Here is a 16,747-nt window from a genome sequence, read left to right as displayed (position 1 = left end):
AAAAACTGACCGTTGCTAGAAGTCAAGACGATACATGGCCAAAGGTCCCGAGGCGTGCTGGTTGAATCACGCCAGTGGTTTTACCTGCGAACAGACTGTGAATAACTGAGGCCGTAATCCATACTAGGGCCCTGATGAAATGCCTCGACATCGGTTTGCGGTGTGGTTTGGGCGCACTAATCGGCGTCGCGACTCTTCAGCTGAGCGGTTGCGGCGCGACCGTCAAACCGGACGGCGCCGCGAGATCGGTCGTCGACGTGGTCTCGCGCCAGACAGGATTCAAGCCCAGCGATGTGCATTGTCCGTCAGCGGTGAAAGCCAAAGTCGGCGGCCAGTTCGACTGCGGCTTCACCGGACCCGAGGGGCCCTACGTCGCGCACATGCGCATCACAAAGGTCAACGGTGACAACATCGAGTTCGACGTCAAGACTCAGCCGCGTTCGCCGTAGCTGCTGGAGGGCATCGTGCACACCGCCGGGAACATCGTCAGTTTCGTTGCGCTGCTTGTTCTGGGAATCGCTGCCGTTCAGGCTCTCATCTGGATTCCGATCATCCGGCGGTGGCGACGCAAGGCCCGCGCCGCCAAGGCCAAGCGTGCCGCGGCGATCGAATCCGAGACCGCCATCCGTCTACCGGAGAAGGGTGTTTACCGCGGGGCAACTGCCCCGGGATATCCCGCCGTCAGTAACAACGGGACCATCGCGCTCACCGCGCGGCGGCTGATCTTTATCACCGTGACCGGCAGGCAGATTGACATTCCGGCTGCCCACATCATCGGTGTGCGCGAAGCGAAGGTGTTCAAAACGTCTGTCCGGGGCGGCCGTTCGCATGATCGTGCAATTACGCTCGGGCGAGGTCGCGTTCTACGTCGCGTCCAACGACGATTGGATCAGCGCCCTGTCGCCCCTCGCGAACGGTATGCGCGATTAGAGCCGGGGCGCGACGGGTTCGGCTTCCAGTGCCTCGGGTTCGTCGGCGTGCACGCGTCGGCTGCCGATCAACAGGCCCAGTAAGGCACCCACGATGCAGACCACGACGGTGACCGTGAAGATCTCGCCGTACATTCCGGCGAAGGCTTCGCGGTACAGGGTGGCTTGATGCAAGACCCGCTCGGCCAGGCTGGCATCCTTGGGAACCTGCGAGGCCAACTTGGCGACCAATTGCGGCAGCCGGTAGAAGCCCCACGCGCTCAAGGCGGCTACGCCGATCAACATGCCGGTCATGCGCGCCACCACCACTGCTGCAGAGGCGATGCCGTGCTGGGCCGACGGCACCACCCGCAAGCTGGCAGATGTCAGCGGCGCGATTACCAGACCCAGACCGATGCCGGCGATTGCCAGATCAGTATCCATCGCGGGCAGCGACAGTCCAAAGATGTTGTGGTGCATCTTCAATAGATCGATCGACCACTTCGAGATCAGCCAGTAGCCACCCGCGGCGAGCAGTAGTCCCGCGAAGGCCACCGCTCGATCACCGATCTTGGTCGCGATCGCGCCACCCACCAGCGCCCCGACCGGTAACGCGGCCAGGAACCACAGCAGCATGATCGCTGCCTGGTCCTGATCCTTGCCGAGCACACCCTGGGCGAAGAGCTCCACGTCGACCAGTGTCACCATCAACGCGGCGCCGGCACACAGCGACGAGCCGAGCGCGGACAGGAACGGTCGGAAGTGCACGCCCTGGGGCTGGATCAATTTGGTCCGTGAGAACCGTTCCCACACAAAGAAAATCACCGCGAACACGACGGCCCCGACAATCAGCGGCGGCCCGTAGCTGGGCAGCGCCTGCTTGCCGTCCGGATTTGCGTTGTACAGACCGACGACTGCCAAACCCAGCGTGATCGCCAGCAACAGCCCACCGATCACATCGATCTTCTCCGGCTCGGCGCTGCGGTCCCGCGACGGCAGGCTGAAGTGGATCATCACCATCGCAGCCAGCGCCAGCGGCACGTTGATCCAGAACACGTCCTGCCAGCGACTGGTCAGCCAGACGATGAAGATTCCGTAGAGCGGACCGAGCACACTGCCCAGTTCCTGTGCGGCACCGATCCCGCCCAGCACTCCCGCGCGGTTGCGCTGGGACCACAGGTCGGCGCCCAGTGCGAGCGTCACCGGCAGCAGAGCGCCGCTGGCCACACCCTGGATGGTGCGGCCCACCACCAGGATGTCCAGGTCGGTGGACAGCGCTGTGATCACCGATCCGATCAGGAAGGTGCCCAGGCTGACTTGCAGAAGCAGCTTGCGCCCGAACCGGTCCGAGGCCCGGCCCAGCAACGGCATCGCGGCGATGTAGCCCAGCAAGTACCAGGTGATGATCGGGGTGATCCGCTGCAGGCGGTTGACCGGGATCCCGATGGTCCCGATGATGTCGCGCATGATCGTGACCACGACGTAGGTGTCGAGGGCACCGAGCAGTACAGCCAGGCTGCCGGCGCTGATCGCGACGACTCGCCCCGCTTGGTGCGGTTGGGGTGCCGTCACGGAGCTGGGGCCACGGGGGGCTTGGTCACCTGCACCGGCGCGTTCCAGTTCGACAGCGTCAGCTGCAGCGAATTACCGGGGCTCTGCTCCAGCGTGGTCTGCACCAGCTGGTGGTCGCCGTTCTCCTCGATCCACACCGTCGAGGGCAGCGGCTGCGTCGCCTTCAACCGCGGCATGATGCCGTTGACGGCGTCCGCAGAGACCGTTCCGGTGATCTTGATGGTGGTCTGCCCGCCGACGTTTTCCCGTGACTCGGCCTTCGGGTTACTGAGATTGGTCAAAACGTTGGCCAGACCGAGATCGGGCTTGAGGATGGTGGACGGGTCGTACAGGTCGGAGGCCTTGCCGAAGCTGTCCCATTGCCCGGGTGTCAGTGCTCCATACAGCGTTCCGTCGATCACCACGAACGGCGCGTCGATGTCGGAGCCGCCGAAGATGATGCTCGCATTGCCCTGGGCTGCAGTTTGCGGGGTGGTGGTCAGGTCGCCAGTCAACGACTTGACTGGGAGTCCCTTGATTTTGCCGTTGACGGACAGGGCCAAGTGAACACTCGTGACTTTGTTGGTGCTCTGGATGGATTCCTTGATCAGGGTCGCCGCGTCCGGCAGCGCACCACCGGAGGGCTTGGACGACGAGCAACCGCTGATCAGAGCGGCGGCTATGGAGAAGGCGGCGAGAACGGCGAGGATTGGGCCTACAGGGCGGGGCGTCTGCATAAGTTGCAGCGTAGCGGGTCACGCTGACCGGCCCGCGACGCGCAAGGTGACGGGGACGTCGCGCAGGGGCGCAAGACTCATTAACCTGAGGCGGTGTTCACCGGAATCGTTGAAGAGCTGGGTGAGGTCGTCGGCAAGGATGAGCTGGGCGACTCCGCGCGCTTCACGATTGAGGGTCCGGTGGTCACTTCCGATGCCGGTCGCGGCGATTCGATCTCGGTGAACGGCGTGTGTCTGACCGTCGTCGAGGTACTGCCCGGCGGCCAATTCACCGCAGACGTGATGGGCGAGACGCTGAGCCGATCCAGTTTGGGCCGGCTGGTCGCGGGCAGTCCGGTCAACCTCGAGCGGGCCGCGGCCCTGAACAGTCGGCTCGGCGGGCATATCGTGCAGGGCCACGTCGACGGCACCGGCCAGATTCTGAGCCGATCACCCGCTGAGCATTGGGAAGTCGTTCGGATCGGATTGCCGGTCGAACTGGCCCGTTACGTGGTGGAGAAAGGGTCGATCACAGTCGACGGCATCTCGCTCACGGTTTCCGCGCTCGGCGACGACTGGTTCGAGGTGTCGCTGATCCCCACCACCCGCGAGCTGACCACATTGGGCCCGGCCGAAGCCGGAGCCCAGGTCAACCTGGAAGTAGACGTGATCGCGAAATACGTTGAGCGGCTGATAACGCACACGTAGGAGGCGGGGTGGTCCGCCGTCACCTACCCATGACCGGGTCGCCGTGATGACGACGGTGACGCGGCATCGGTGACTCGTCGTTGGGTGCCGGGTTCGCTGGTCTGTCGATGACGGGCACCGGGTCTGGTGGTGGGGGTGGCTCCTCGACAACAGCCGGCACACCACGGTGAGCGGATGCCGAGAAGTGTGCTGCGGGTCCGGGGCCGACAAATGCGGCTCCAGCGAGGGCCAGCCCGACGGCCAGGGCCCGCACGAACTGCTTCTTAGGCAACATCGCCATGCATTCACAATAACTCCGGGCGCCGGCACCTTTGCCGAGATTCTGTGCGCCGTCGCCGAAGTAGCACCAGGTTGTAGGCAAAGCGTTACTCAGCGGAAAGATTCAGCGAACCCCGAAAAGGGCAACGCCCGCTCCGCCAATCGGCGAAGCGGGCGTCTGGTGAGGTGAGTCTTTACAGCGGGATCCAAACTCCGAAGAAGTTGAAACCGAACTGGTTGAACTGCGGGTTCCAGAACGGAGTTTCGTTGTACCCGTAATAGTTGATCGGCCCGTAGTTCCAGGGCCCGCCGGGCGGGGGAAGCGGCCGACCCCAGTTGGGCCGCGGCGGCTCGCCGGCACCCCAAGGCGCGGGACCGTTACCCCACGGAGCTCCGTTGAAGTAGCCGCGGTGGTCGTCACCGTGCCACAGTCCACCCGGACCACCCGGACCACCCGGTCCGCCCGGTCCGTGGAATCCAGGTCCGCCGGGTCCGTGGTCACCGGGTCCACCCGCGCCACCAGGTCCGCCAGGCCCGTGATCGCCGGGTCCGCCCGGGCCACCAGGCCCGTGACCACCGGGACCGCCCGGACCGGGACCACCCGGTCCGCCGGGTCCACTGCCGCCCGGTCCGCCAGGTCCCCCCGGACCGTGGCCGCCACCCGGGTCCTGCGGCGCGGGTGCGACGGCGGGTGCGCCGTGGCCGCCGGGTTGTGGCACGGGTGCTGCGCTGGCGATTCCGGTGCCCACCCCCAGTGCGGCAGCGCCAAGGGCACCGGCGATGGTCGCTCCGGCCATCAGTTGCTTGAGTTTCATGTCCTTCACCTGTCTAGTCGGCTATTCAACGGACGCCTGCCCCCACGTGCTGAACGTTAGATAGCCTTGCTATGAAATAGCTACGAGCGGCCTCTGGAAAACTTCTGCGGAATCGCCTGACCAAGATGTCCGGTCAGTGAGCAGTGGCAATAACTGTGGCGACGTGGTGGTTCATACTGGACACAACACCTGAGAAGGTCAGGTGTGATTCTCTGACGAGGTGGCTGCGATGACGAGGTTGGACTCGGTCGAGCGCGCGATCGCCGACATCGCGGCGGGCAAGGCGGTCGTCGTCGTGGACGACGAAGATCGGGAAAACGAGGGCGACCTCATCTTCGCGGCCGAGAAGGCGACCCCGGAATTGGTCGCGTTCATGGTGCGCTACACGTCGGGCTACCTGTGTGTGCCCCTGGATGGCGAGATCTGCGACCGACTCGGGCTGCTGCCGATGTACGCCATCAACCAGGACAAGCACGGTACCGCCTACACAGTGACGGTTGATGCGAAAAACGGTGTCGGCACCGGTATTTCGGCTTCAGACCGAGCGACAACCATGCGGCTGCTTTCCGACCCGACCAGTGTCGCCGAGGACTTCACCCGGCCAGGTCACGTAGTTCCATTGCGGGCCAAGGATGGTGGCGTGCTGCGCCGTCCGGGTCACACCGAAGCAGCGGTCGACCTGGCCCGGATGGCCGGACTGTCGCCGGCCGGGGCGATCTGTGAGGTCGTCAGCCAAAAAGACGAAGGCGCGATGGCGCAGACGGACGAACTCCGGGTCTTTGCCGACGAGCACGGCCTGGCGCTGATCGCCATCGCCGACCTGATCGAGTACCGCCGCAAACACGAGAAGCACATCGAGCGGATCGCCGAGGCCCGCATCCCGACCCGGCACGGCGAATTCCGGGCGGTCGGTTACAGCAGCATCTACGAAGACGTCGAGCACGTGGCGCTGGTCCGCGGCGAGATTGCCGGACCCAACTTCGACGGCGACGACGTACTGGTCCGCGTCCACTCCGAATGTCTGACCGGTGACGTGTTCGGTTCACGCCGCTGCGACTGCGGCCCGCAACTGGACGCCGCGATGGCGATGGTCGCTCGCGAAGGCCGGGGTGTGGTGCTCTACATGCGCGGCCACGAAGGACGCGGCATCGGCCTGATGCACAAGCTGCAGGCGTACCAGCTGCAGGACGCCGGCGACGACACCGTCGATGCGAATCTCAAGCTCGGATTGCCCGCTGACGCAAGGGATTATGGCACCGGCGCCCAGATCCTGGTCGACCTCGGCGTCCGCTCCATGCGACTGCTGACCAACAACCCCGCGAAGCGGGTCGGCCTGGACGGCTACGGCCTGCACATCCTCGAGCGAGTGCCGCTGCCGGTGCGGGTCAACGCGGAGAACATCCGCTATTTGATGACCAAGCGCGACCGGATGGGTCACGACCTGGTCGGGCTGGACGATTACCACGAATCCATGCATCTGCCAGGTGAATTCGGCGGTGCTTTGTGACCGAGGAGCGGCGTAGATGAGCGGTGCCGGTGTCCCCGACATCGCGTCACAGGACGCATCCGCACTCACGTTGGCAATCGTAGTGAGCACCTGGCACAGCCAGATCTGCGATGCACTGCTGAGCGGTGCTCAGCGCATTGCCGACGACTGGGGTGTGGAAAACCCCACAGTGGTGCGGGTACGCGGCGCGATCGAAATTCCGGTGGTCGCGCAAGCCGTAGCGCGTGACCATGACGCCGTCGTCGCCCTGGGTGTGGTGATCCGCGGGCAGACACCGCATTTCGACTACGTGTGCGACGCGGTAACCCAGGGTCTGACCCGGGTTTCACTGGACGAGTCCACTCCGGTGGCCAACGGTGTGTTGACCACCAACGACGAAGCGCAGGCACTGGACCGAGCTGGACTACCGGACTCCGCGGAGGACAACGGCGGCCAGGCGACAGCCGCGGCGCTGAGCACCGCACTGACTCTGCGTCAGCTTCTCGGAAAGTGACCGCCAAACCCGACCAGGACACCTGGGACGCAGAGCTTCGGCCGCGCCGGACGCCGTACGCCGCCTACGCCGTGGCGGTTGTCCTCGTCGTCGCGCACGTGGTGATCGGTCTGCTCCTCAAAATGGGATCGACCGGCGTGATCTTCCAAACCTCCGATCAGATCGCGATGGTGCTGCTCGGCGTCGTTCTCGCGGGCCTCGTGTTGCTGTTCGCCCGGCCGCGGCTGCGGGTCGGCGCGGCCGGGCTGTCGGTGCGTAACGTGCTCAGCGACCGCTTGGTGCCCTGGAGCGACGTTGTCGGCGTGTCATTTCCGGTCGGTGCCCGCTGGGCGCGCATCGACCTGCCCGACGACGAGTACGTGCCGCTGATGGCCATCCAGTCCGTCGACAAAGACCGCGCCGTGGCCGCGATGGACACCGTGCGGGATGTGCTGGCGCGCTACCGGCCTGATCTCGCAACGCACTGACGTGTCAGTGGCGATCGTCGAGCGTGAAGCCAGCTGCACGCTGGTCGCCGAGCGTGCAGCTGGCTTCACGTTCGCTGCGCCTCGAGTATGCGTCGTCGGCGTCGGCTGGCACGACTAGCCTTAGATACCGTGGCTGATCCCGCGACCTACCGCCCTGCTACCGGGTCCATCCCGGTCCAGCCCGGCGTGTACCGGTTCAGCGATCCGCACGGCCGGGTGATCTACGTCGGCAAGGCCAAGAGCCTGCGCAGCCGGCTGAACTCCTATTTCGCTGACATCGCAAGCCTGCATCCGCGCACGCGGCAGATGGTGACAACCGCTGCCAAGGTGGAGTGGACGGTGGTCAACACCGAGGTCGAGGCGCTGCAGCTGGAATACAACTGGATCAAGGAGTTCGACCCTCGATTCAACGTTCGTTACCGCGACGACAAGTCCTACCCGGTACTCGCGGTCACCCTCAACGAGGAATACCCGCGGCTGATGGTCTACCGCGGCCCGCGCCGGAAAGGCGTCCGCTACTTCGGGCCCTATTCGCATGCCTGGGCCATTCGGGAAACCCTGGATTTGCTGACCCGGGTCTTCCCGGCGCGAACCTGCTCCGCGGGAGTTTTCAAGCGGCACAACCAAATCGATCGCCCATGCCTGCTCGGCTACATCGACAAATGTTCGGCCCCGTGCATCGGGCGGGTCAGCGCCGAACAACATCGACAGATCGTGCTGGATTTCTGCGATTTCCTGTCCGGCAAGACCGAGAGGTTCGCCCGCGAGCTAGAGCACCGGATGCACGTCGCGTCCGACGAACTCAGTTTCGAGCGCGCCGCACGACTACGCGACGATCTCGGTGCGCTGCGACGGGCGATGGAAAAGCAGGCGGTGGTGCTCGGCGACGGTACCGACGCCGACGTGATGGCTTTCGCCGACGACGATCTCGAAGCCGCCGTCCAGGTGTTCCACGTCCGGGGAGGACGCGTTCGGGGGCAACGCGGCTGGATCGTCGAAAAGCCCGGCGATCCCGGTGATTCCGGCGAGGCGCAACTGGTCGAGCAATTCCTGACCCAGTTCTACGGCGATCAGGCCGAACTCGGCGGAGCCGCCGACGAATCAGCCAACCCGGTGCCCCGCGAGGTCCTGGTTCCGTGCCTGCCGCCGAACGCCGAGGAGTTGGGCACGTGGCTGTCCGGCCTTCGTGGTTCGCGGGTTGCGCTACGGGTGCCTCGTCGTGGCGACAAGCGGGCGCTGGCCGAGACCGTGCAGCGCAATGCGAAAGATGCGTTGCAGCAGCACAAGCTGAAGCGCGCCGGCGACTTCAACGCCAGATCCGCTGCGCTGCAGAATATTCAAGAGGCTCTAGGCCTGGCGGACGCGCCACTACGGATCGAGTGTGTCGACATCAGCCACGTGCAGGGCACCGACGTGGTGGGGTCGTTGGTGGTGTTCGAAGACGGGTTGCCGCGCAAGTCTGATTACCGCCATTTCGGTATCCGGGAAGCAGCCGGCGAAGGCCGCTCTGACGACGTCGCGTCGATCGCGGAGGTCACCCGCCGTCGTTTCATTCGGCACCTCCAAGACCAAGAGGACTCGAAAATCCTGTCACCGGAGGGCAAATCGCGCCGGTTCGCCTATCCGCCCAACCTGTACGTGGTCGACGGCGGCGCTCCTCAGGTCAACGCCGCCAGCGCGGTGCTGGACGAGTTGGGCGTCACCGATGTCGCAGTGATCGGACTGGCGAAGCGACTCGAAGAGGTGTGGGTGCCCTCGGAGCCCGATCCGATCATCCTGCCACGCAACAGCGAGGGGCTGTACTTGCTGCAGCGGGTCCGCGACGAGGCACACCGGTTCGCGATCAACTACCACCGCAGCAAGCGGTCGAAACGGATGACAGCGTCGGCGCTCGATTCGGTTCCCGGGCTGGGTGAGCATCGCCGCAAGGCACTGGTTGCGCATTTCGGCTCACTGGCCCGGCTCAGGGAGGCTACCGTCGACGAGATCACTTCCGTTCCGGGCATCGGGGTTGCGACGGCCACGGCCGTGCTCGATGCGCTGCGGGGAGACGCCGCCGGATCGGACGACGCTGGAACGGACACTGCGGCGCAAGACCGGATCGCGGAACGGGCATCGGGATGACGGGCGAGGGGATGGAAGGCTCGAATCAAACGGGCTCGCTGGAACAGGCTGACAGTCAAGCTGCCACAAGCGAATCCGGTATCGACGTGGTTCTGGTTACTGGGCTGTCCGGTGCCGGTCGCGGCACTGCGGCCAAGGTGCTCGAAGACCTCGGCTGGTATGTCGCCGATAATCTTCCGCCGCAGTTGATCACCCGGATGGTCGACCTCGGCCTGGATGCGGGCTCCCGGATCACGCAGCTGGCCATCGTGATGGACGTCCGTTCGCGCGGCTTCACCGGTGATCTGGACTGGGTGCGTAACGACCTGGCAACTCGCGACATCACCCCGCAGGTGTTGTTCATGGAGGCCTCCGACGACATGTTGGTGCGTCGCTACGAACAGAACCGCCGCAGCCACCCGCTGCAGGGTGCGCAGACGTTGGCCGAAGGTATTGCCGCCGAGCGCGAGATGCTCGCCCCGGTTCGCGCCACCGCCGACCTGGTCATCGACACCTCGACGCTCGCGGTGCGCGAGCTACGGGAGAGCATCGAGCGCGCCTTCGGTGGCGAGACGGTCGCCCAGACCGCCGTCACCGTCGAGTCCTTCGGCTTCAAATACGGTCTGCCGATGGACGCCGACACCGTGATGGACGTCCGATTCCTGCCCAATCCGCACTGGGTCGACGAGCTACGCCCGCTCACCGGTCAACATCCCGAGGTTCGTGACTACGTGCTTGGCCAGAGCGGCGCGGCAGAGTTCTTGGAGACATACCATCGGTTGCTGTCCCTGATTGTCGACGGCTACCGCAGGGAAGGGAAGCGCTATATGACTGTGGCGATCGGCTGCACCGGTGGTAAACACCGCAGCGTCGCCATCGCCGAGGCATTAGCGCGACTGCTCGAGCCTGACGAGCAGCTGACGGTGCGGGTACTGCACCGGGATCTGGGCCGCGAATGAGCCGCGCCGTCGACGATAGACAGGGCAGTGCGATCAGAGATGGACAAGAGGAGCGGCGCCAATGAGCCTCCGCATCGTCGCCCTGGGCGGAGGGCACGGCTTGTACGCAACGCTGTCGGCTGCCCGGCGACTGACCCCGCACGTGACGGCCATCGTCACCGTCGCGGATGACGGCGGGTCGTCCGGGCGGCTGCGCAGCGAGCTCGACGTGGTGCCGCCGGGAGACCTGCGAATGGCGTTGGCGGCGTTGGCATCTGACAGCCCGCAAGGCCGGCTGTGGGCGACCATCCTGCAGCACCGGTTCGGCGGGAGCGGCGCCCTGTCGGGGCACCCGATCGGCAATCTGCTGCTGGCCGGCATCAACGAGGTGCTCGGCGATCCCGTTGCCGCGCTCGACGAGGTCGGCCGGATTCTGGGCGTGCGTGGGCGGGTGTTGCCAATGTGTCCGATCGCGCTGCAGATCGAGGCGGACGTTTCCGGCTTGGAAACCGACCCGCGGATGTTCCGGGCGATCCGCGGTCAGGTGGCGATCGCGACCACACCGGGCAAGGTGCGCCGGGTCCGACTGCTGCCCGCAGATCCGCCCGCAACCCGTCAGGCCGTCGACGCGATCATGTCCGCCGATCTGGTGGTGCTGGGTCCCGGGTCGTGGTTCACCAGCGTTCTGCCGCACGTGCTGGTGCCCGGACTGGCCGCGGCGCTGCAGGCGACCACGGCCCGACGTGCGCTGGTGCTCAATCTGGTGGCCGAACCGGGGGAGACGGCCGGGTTCTCGGTTGAACGCCATTTGCATGTACTGGCCCAGCACGCGCCGGGCTTCACCGTTCACGACGTGATCATCGACGCCGAGCGGGTGCCGAGCGAGCGAGAGCGTGAGCAACTGCGGCGGACGGCGACTCTGCTCAATGCCGAGGTTCAATTCGCCGACGTGGCCAGGCCTGGTACACCTTTACATGACCCGGGCAAACTGGCTGCTGAGCTGGACGGAGTAGGGGTGCGCGATACCGGTCGGCCGCTGCCGGCCGCGACGTCCACCGACGCAGTTGAACGGGGTCGCAACGGACCAAGGGGTGACGACGCGTGGCGATGACGGCCGAAGTCAAAGACGAATTGAGCCGCCTGACGGTGACTGCGGTGAGCGCAAGGCGCGCCGAAGTGACGGCGCTGCTGCGGTTCGCCGGCGGGCTGCACATCGTGGCTGGTCGGGTGGTCGTCGAAGCCGAAGTGGACTTGGGCAGCATCGCGCGACGGCTACGCAAGGACATCTTCGATCTCTACGGCTACAACGCCGTCGTACATGTGTTGTCCGCCAGTGGAATTCGTAAGACCACGCGCTATGTGTTGCGCGTTGCCAACGACGGCGAGGCCTTGGCTCGACAGACCGGGTTGCTCGATTTGCGTGGACGGCCGGTGCGTGGCTTGCCGGCCCAGGTCGTCGGGGGCAGCATCGGCGACGCCGAAGCTGCCTGGCGCGGCGCCTTCCTGGCACACGGTTCGCTCACCGAGCCGGGTCGCTCATCGGCACTGGAGGTCAGCTGCCCCGGTCCCGAGGCTGCGCTGGCGCTGGTGGGCGCAGCTCGCCGGCTCGGCATCAGCGCCAAGGCGCGTGAGGTTCGCGGCGCCGACCGGGTGGTGGTGCGCGACGGCGAGGCCATCGGAGCGCTGCTCACCCGGATGGGCGCCCAGGACACCCGGTTGATCTGGGAGGAGCGGCGGCTGCGCCGCGAGGTCCGGGCGACGGCGAACCGGCTGGCCAACTTCGACGACGCCAATCTGCGCCGCTCGGCGCGTGCCGCAGTCGCAGCCGCCGCGCGCGTCGAACGGGCGCTGTACATTCTCGGCGACGGTGTCCCCGACCATCTGGCCGCGGCGGGCAAGCTGCGGGTCGAACATCGTCAGGCCTCGTTGGAGGAATTGGGCCGGCTGGCCGACCCGCCGATGACGAAAGATGCTGTGGCCGGCCGTATTCGGCGGCTGCTGTCGATGGCCGATCGTAAAGCGAAGGTCGACGGGATTCCCGACACCGAGTCCGCGGTGACCCCGGATCTGCTGGAAGACGCCTAAAGGCCGAGAGTCCTCGAGACCGGCTTGGCAATCCCGCTAGATTGGTCTCGCCAACGGTGGCAGACCTGAAACGAGGCCGTGATGGGATTCATCACCCCGGATCTTCCGGACGTCGACCCCGAAACCTGGCACACCCGGTCCGCAGCGGACCGGATGCAGGTGGTGACCCGCCATTGGGTCGAGCACGGCTTCGGCACTCCGTCGGCGATCTACCTGCTGTACGTATTCAAGATGGCCGCCTACACCGGGGGCGCGGCCGCGGTCATCTCGCTCACCCCAGGCCTCGGTGGACTGGCCGACATCGCGTTGTGGTGGACGCAGCCGATCGTCTATCAAAAACTGATCGTCTTCACGCTGCTGTTCGAGGTGCTGGGCCTGGGCTGCGGATCGGGACCGCTGACCGCGCGATTCTGGCCGCCGATCGGTGGCTTCCTGTACTGGCTGCGGCCCAAGACGATTCGCCTGCCACCGTGGCCCAACGAGGTTCCGTTCACTCGCGGCGACAGCCGCACGATCTTCGACGTCGCCCTGTACGCGATCGTGCTGAGCTCCGGCGTCTGGGCGTTGCTCGCTCCCGGGCACGGCGGGTCGGTCACCGACAGCGGAGATGTGGGCCTGATCGACCCACTCCTGCTGCTGCCGACAATCGTCGCCCTCGCGCTCCTGGGCCTGCGCGACAAGACCATCTTCTTGGCCGCCCGCGGCGAGCACTACTGGCTGAAGCTCGTGATTTTCTTCTTCCCGTTCACCGACCAGATCGCGGCTTTCAAGATTGTGATGCTCGGATTGTGGTGGGGTGCAGCGACTTCCAAGCTCAATCACCATTTCCCGTACGTCGTAGCGGCGATGACGAGCAACAACGCACTGCTGCGCGGCAAGCCGTTCAACTGGTTGAAGCGCAGGCTCTACCGCGATCCGGTGAACGACATCCGCCCCACCTGGATTCCGAAGGTGATGGCCCACGTCGGCGGAACCACAGCGGAACTCATCGTGCCGGCGATCCTGGTGTTCGCCGCCGGCAACCACCCCTGGCGGTGGGCGTTGATCGCCTTCATGGTGATGTTTCACCTCAACATCATTTCCAACCTGCCGATGGGTGTTCCGCTGGAGTGGAACATCTTCTTCATCTTCTCGTTGTTCTACCTGTTCGGTCACTACAGCAACATCGTGATCTACGACCTCAGCTCACCTTTGCTGCTGGCGATACTCATGGCGACCCTGGCCGTGATCCCAGTCGTGGGAAACATGTTCCCGCAACAGATTTCCTTCCTGCCGGCGTTGCGGTATTACGCCGGTAACTGGGCATCGAGTGTCTGGTGCTTCCGCGCGGGCGTGGAGGACAAGATCGAGGCCGGCGTCATCAAGAGCTCCGCACTGACCGCCAAACAGATTGCCCGGCTGTACGACGCGAGTACCGCGGAGATCATCAGCGACAAGGCCCGCGCCTTCCGGTCCATGCACGTCCATGGTCGCGCGCTCAACGGTTTGGTGCAGCGTGCAATCGACGACGAGGCCGAGTACTCCCTACGCGAAGGCGAAACCGTCGCCGGGCCGCTGATCGGCTGGAACTTCGGCGAAGGTCATCTGCACAACGAGCAGTTGGTGGAGGCCGTGCAGCGACGCTGCCAACTGGAAGAGGGTGACTTGCGGGTGATCATCCTGGAGGGTCAGCCGATCCAGACCAAAAAGCAGTGGTATCGCATCGTCGACGCCAAGACCGGATCGATCGAGGAGGGCTACGTCGCGGTCGACGACATGCTGGCGCGCCAGCCCTGGCCCGAACCCGGCGACGAACTGCCGGTCCACCCGATCACGACGCGGTGAAGGGCCCGCTCGGGGTGACCTGAACCACCGAATTCGCTAGGCATTGCCGCAGCTACTAGGCTGGCAGCGAGCATTTCGTCGGCATCGAAGGAGATAAATGTGACGGTCCGGGTAGGCATCAACGGCTTCGGTCGCATCGGGCGCAATTTCTACCGGGCCCTGCTGTTGCAGCAGGCCGCGGGCGCCGACACCGACATCGAGCTGGTCGCGGCCAACGACCTGACCGACAACGCGACGCTGGCGCATCTGCTGAAGTTCGACTCGATCTTGGGCCGGCTGCCCTACGACGTCAGCCTCGAAGGCGACGACACCATCGTCGTCGGCGACCACAAGATCAAGGCGCTGGAGGTCAAAGAGGGCCCGGCCGCGTTGCCCTGGGGCGACCTTGGTGTCGACGTCGTGGTCGAGTCCACCGGCATCTTCACCAACGCAGCGAAAGCCAAGGGCCACTTGGACGCCGGCGCCAAGAAGGTCATCATCTCCGCTCCGGCCACCGATGAGGACATCACCATCGTGCTGGGCGTCAACGACGATAAGTACGACGGCAGCCAGAACATCATCTCCAACGCGTCGTGCACGACGAACTGTCTCGGGCCGATCGCCAAGGTGCTGAATGACGAGTTCGGCATCGTCAAAGGCCTGATGACCACGATCCACGCGTACACCCAGGACCAGAACCTGCAGGACGGTCCGCACAAGGATCTGCGCCGGGCCCGGGCCGCGGCGCTGAACATCGTGCCCACCTCGACCGGTGCCGCCAAGGCCATCGGTCTGGTGCTGCCCGAACTCAAGGGCAAGTTGGACGGCTACGCGCTGCGGGTGCCGATCCCCACCGGCTCGGTCACTGACCTCACGGTTGAACTGGCCAAGTCGGGTACCGCCGCGGAGATCAACGCCGCAATGAAGGCCGCCGCCGACGGACCGATGAAGGGCATCCTGAAGTACTACGACGCCCCGATCGTCTCCAGCGACATCGTGACCGACCCGCACAGCTCGATCTTCGACTCCGGGCTGACCAAGGTGATCGACAACCAGGCCAAGGTGGTGTCCTGGTACGACAACGAGTGGGGCTACTCCAACCGCCTCGTCGACCTGGTCGCGCTGGTCGGCAAGTCCCTGTAGCCGTGGCCATCCACAACCTGGACGACCTTCTGGCACAGGGAGTTTCGGGTCGCGGCGTGCTCGTGCGTTCCGACCTGAACGTGCCGCTCAACGACGCTAGAATCATCACCGATCCCGGCCGCATCACCGCATCGGTGCCGACGATCAAGGCGCTCGCCGATGCCGGCGCCAAGGTCGTGGTAACCGCGCACCTGGGACGTCCCAGGGGCGAGTTCGACCCGTCACTGTCACTCGCGCCGGTCGCTGCCGCGCTGAGTGACCAGCTGGGCAAGGACGTGCCGCTGGCCGCCGACGTCGTGGGCGATGACGCCCGGACCCGCGCCGCGGAGCTGACTAACGGCGACGTCCTGCTGCTGGAAAACATCCGCTTCGATCGGCGGGAAACCAGCAAGGACGACGGGGAGCGGTTGGCACTTGCCAGGGAGCTTGCCGAATTGGTCGGCAGCAACGGCGCTTTCGTGTCCGATGGGTTCGGGGTGGTGCACCGCAAGCAGGCATCGGTCTACGACGTCGCGACGCTGCTGCCGCACTATGCCGGTACCTTGGTGGCCGAAGAGGTCGGTGTGCTCGAGCGCCTGACCGGTTCGACGAAGCGGCCGTACGCGGTGATCTTGGGCGGCTCCAAGGTTTCCGACAAACTCGGCGTGATCGAGAAGTTGGCCACCAAAGCCGACAGCATCGTGATCGGTGGCGGCATGTGCTACACGTTCCTCGCCGCGATGGGGCATTCGGTGGGGACGTCGCTGCTGCAGACCGAGATGATCGACACCTGCCGCCAACTACTCGACACCTACGCCGACGTCATCCGCCTGCCGGTCGACATCGTGGTGGCCGACACGTTCTCTGCCGATGCTCGGTCGGAAACCGTTGCCGCCGAGTCGATTCCGGACGAAATGATGGGCCTCGACATCGGCCCGGGATCAGTTGCCCGGTTCACCAAGCTGCTGGCCAACGCGGAGACCATCTTCTGGAACGGCCCGATGGGCGTCTTCGAGTTCCCGGCCTTCGCTGCAGGCACCAAAGGCCTCGCCGAAGTGATCGCCGCCGCAACAGCCAAGGGCGCGTTCAGTGTGGTGGGCGGCGGCGACTCGGCGGCCGCGGTGCGCGCATTGGGCCTGCCCGACGACGGCTTCTCGCACATTTCCACCGGCGGCGGGGCGTCACTGGAATACCTTGAGGGCAAGACGCTGCCCGGCCTCGAAGTGTTGAACACGTGAGCAAAGGACCTCGATGATTGTTCCGCCTCCTCCTC

At 65.4% G+C, this 16,747-nt stretch carries 16 protein-coding genes; 12 read left to right on the top strand and 4 right to left on the bottom strand.

The genetic code is table 11. From position 1 onward, the window contains the following. The first annotated feature begins 167 nt into the window (after window positions 1–167). Entirely contained in the window at window positions 168–449 is a 282-nt protein-coding gene (locus ACQY5A_RS09725) for a DUF4333 domain-containing protein (protein WP_428340169.1), read from the top strand. A gap of 477 nt (window positions 450–926) precedes the next feature. On the opposite strand, the gene ACQY5A_RS09720 is transcribed toward ACQY5A_RS09725, so the two are convergent. After that, window positions 927–2,480 (bottom strand): MFS transporter, encoded by a 1,554-nt coding sequence (locus tag ACQY5A_RS09720; RefSeq protein WP_428340168.1) that lies wholly within the window; start codon window positions 2,478–2,480, stop codon window positions 927–929. Continuing rightward, a complete protein-coding gene (locus ACQY5A_RS09715; RefSeq protein ID WP_428340167.1) occupies window positions 2,477–3,196 on the bottom strand; it encodes an LppX_LprAFG lipoprotein in 720 nt (239 codons plus the stop codon). Before ACQY5A_RS09715 ends, ACQY5A_RS09720 begins: the two co-directional genes overlap by 4 nt. Window positions 3,197–3,289: 93 nt before the next feature. Here ACQY5A_RS09715 and ACQY5A_RS09710 point away from each other — a divergent pair, with 93 nt between their 5' ends. After that, window positions 3,290–3,883, top strand: coding sequence for a riboflavin synthase (locus ACQY5A_RS09710; RefSeq protein WP_428340166.1), 594 nt, complete (start codon window positions 3,290–3,292; stop codon window positions 3,881–3,883). Window positions 3,884–3,902: 19 nt separating this feature from the next. Here the strand turns inward: ACQY5A_RS09710 and ACQY5A_RS09705 are convergent, their stop codons facing one another. Together ACQY5A_RS09705 and ACQY5A_RS09700 are read right to left on the bottom strand one after the other, a co-directional pair. Next, entirely contained in the window at window positions 3,903–4,163 is a 261-nt protein-coding gene (locus tag ACQY5A_RS09705; RefSeq protein ID WP_428340165.1) for a hypothetical protein, read from the bottom strand. Between the two features lie 172 nt (window positions 4,164–4,335). Beyond that, complete coding sequence (locus tag ACQY5A_RS09700) at window positions 4,336–4,956, bottom strand: chitin-binding protein (protein WP_428340164.1); 621 nt, start codon at window positions 4,954–4,956, stop codon at window positions 4,336–4,338. Window positions 4,957–5,185: 229 nt separating this feature from the next. Between ACQY5A_RS09700 and ACQY5A_RS09695 the strand changes: the two genes are divergently transcribed. The 10 genes from ACQY5A_RS09695 (at window position 5,186) to ACQY5A_RS09650 (ending at window position 16,712) form a co-directional block, all read left to right on the top strand. Further along, window positions 5,186–6,463: a bifunctional 3,4-dihydroxy-2-butanone-4-phosphate synthase/GTP cyclohydrolase II gene (locus ACQY5A_RS09695; protein WP_428340163.1), complete on the top strand. Its 1,278-nt coding sequence runs from the start codon at window positions 5,186–5,188 to the stop codon at window positions 6,461–6,463. 16 nt (window positions 6,464–6,479) lie between these two features. After that, complete coding sequence (gene ribH, locus ACQY5A_RS09690; protein WP_428340162.1) at window positions 6,480–6,956, top strand: 6,7-dimethyl-8-ribityllumazine synthase; 477 nt, start codon at window positions 6,480–6,482, stop codon at window positions 6,954–6,956. After that, the gene (locus ACQY5A_RS09685; protein ID WP_428340161.1) at window positions 6,953–7,423 is read left to right on the top strand and encodes a PH domain-containing protein; all 471 of its coding nucleotides are present in this window, start codon (window positions 6,953–6,955) and stop codon (window positions 7,421–7,423) included. The genes ribH and ACQY5A_RS09685 overlap by 4 nt, the downstream gene beginning before the upstream one ends. Before the next feature lie 129 nt (window positions 7,424–7,552). Beyond that, window positions 7,553–9,547 carry an excinuclease ABC subunit UvrC gene (uvrC, locus tag ACQY5A_RS09680; RefSeq protein ID WP_428340160.1) on the top strand — a complete coding sequence of 665 codons (1,995 nt, stop codon included), beginning with the start codon at window positions 7,553–7,555 and terminating at the stop codon, window positions 9,545–9,547. 11 nt (window positions 9,548–9,558) lie between these two features. Further along, entirely contained in the window at window positions 9,559–10,485 is a 927-nt protein-coding gene (gene rapZ, locus ACQY5A_RS09675) for an RNase adapter RapZ (protein WP_428340460.1), read from the top strand. Between the two features lie 61 nt (window positions 10,486–10,546). Beyond that, window positions 10,547–11,575 carry a uridine diphosphate-N-acetylglucosamine-binding protein YvcK gene (yvcK, locus tag ACQY5A_RS09670; RefSeq protein ID WP_428340159.1) on the top strand — a complete coding sequence of 343 codons (1,029 nt, stop codon included), beginning with the start codon at window positions 10,547–10,549 and terminating at the stop codon, window positions 11,573–11,575. Further along, entirely contained in the window at window positions 11,572–12,549 is a 978-nt protein-coding gene (whiA, locus tag ACQY5A_RS09665; protein WP_428340459.1) for a DNA-binding protein WhiA, read from the top strand. The genes yvcK and whiA overlap by 4 nt, the downstream gene beginning before the upstream one ends. Before the next feature lie 81 nt (window positions 12,550–12,630). Then, complete coding sequence (locus ACQY5A_RS09660; RefSeq protein WP_428340158.1) at window positions 12,631–14,373, top strand: DUF3556 domain-containing protein; 1,743 nt, start codon at window positions 12,631–12,633, stop codon at window positions 14,371–14,373. A gap of 99 nt (window positions 14,374–14,472) precedes the next feature. Then, complete coding sequence (gene gap / locus ACQY5A_RS09655; protein WP_428340157.1) at window positions 14,473–15,495, top strand: type I glyceraldehyde-3-phosphate dehydrogenase; 1,023 nt, start codon at window positions 14,473–14,475, stop codon at window positions 15,493–15,495. A gap of 2 nt (window positions 15,496–15,497) precedes the next feature. Further along, window positions 15,498–16,712: a phosphoglycerate kinase gene (locus ACQY5A_RS09650; RefSeq protein ID WP_428340156.1), complete on the top strand. Its 1,215-nt coding sequence runs from the start codon at window positions 15,498–15,500 to the stop codon at window positions 16,710–16,712. Window positions 16,713–16,747 lie beyond the last annotated feature (35 nt).

Origin of the sequence: Mycobacterium sp. (assembly GCF_965277065.1) — a bacterium.
Taxonomy (GTDB): domain Bacteria; phylum Actinomycetota; class Actinomycetes; order Mycobacteriales; family Mycobacteriaceae; genus Mycobacterium.
This window is presented reverse-complemented; position numbering and strand designations above follow the sequence as displayed.

Bases quoted from the DNA above. Each gene is read 5' to 3' on its own strand.
- ACQY5A_RS09715 (WP_428340167.1), bottom strand. From the start codon at position 3,196: ATGCAGACGCCCCGCCCTGTAGGCCCAATCCTCGCCGTTCTCGCCGCC.
- ACQY5A_RS09705 (WP_428340165.1), bottom strand. From the start codon at position 4,163: ATGGCGATGTTGCCTAAGAAGCAGTTCGTGCGGGCCCTGGCCGTCGGG.
- ACQY5A_RS09700 (WP_428340164.1), bottom strand. From the start codon at position 4,956: ATGAAACTCAAGCAACTGATGGCCGGAGCGACCATCGCCGGTGCCCTT.
- ACQY5A_RS09695 (WP_428340163.1), top strand. From the start codon at position 5,186: ATGACGAGGTTGGACTCGGTCGAGCGCGCGATCGCCGACATCGCGGCG.
- ribH (WP_428340162.1), top strand. From the start codon at position 6,480: ATGAGCGGTGCCGGTGTCCCCGACATCGCGTCACAGGACGCATCCGCA.
- rapZ (WP_428340460.1), top strand. From the start codon at position 9,559: ATGGAAGGCTCGAATCAAACGGGCTCGCTGGAACAGGCTGACAGTCAA.
- yvcK (WP_428340159.1), top strand. From the start codon at position 10,547: ATGAGCCTCCGCATCGTCGCCCTGGGCGGAGGGCACGGCTTGTACGCA.
- whiA (WP_428340459.1), top strand. From the start codon at position 11,572: ATGACGGCCGAAGTCAAAGACGAATTGAGCCGCCTGACGGTGACTGCG.
- ACQY5A_RS09660 (WP_428340158.1), top strand. From the start codon at position 12,631: ATGGGATTCATCACCCCGGATCTTCCGGACGTCGACCCCGAAACCTGG.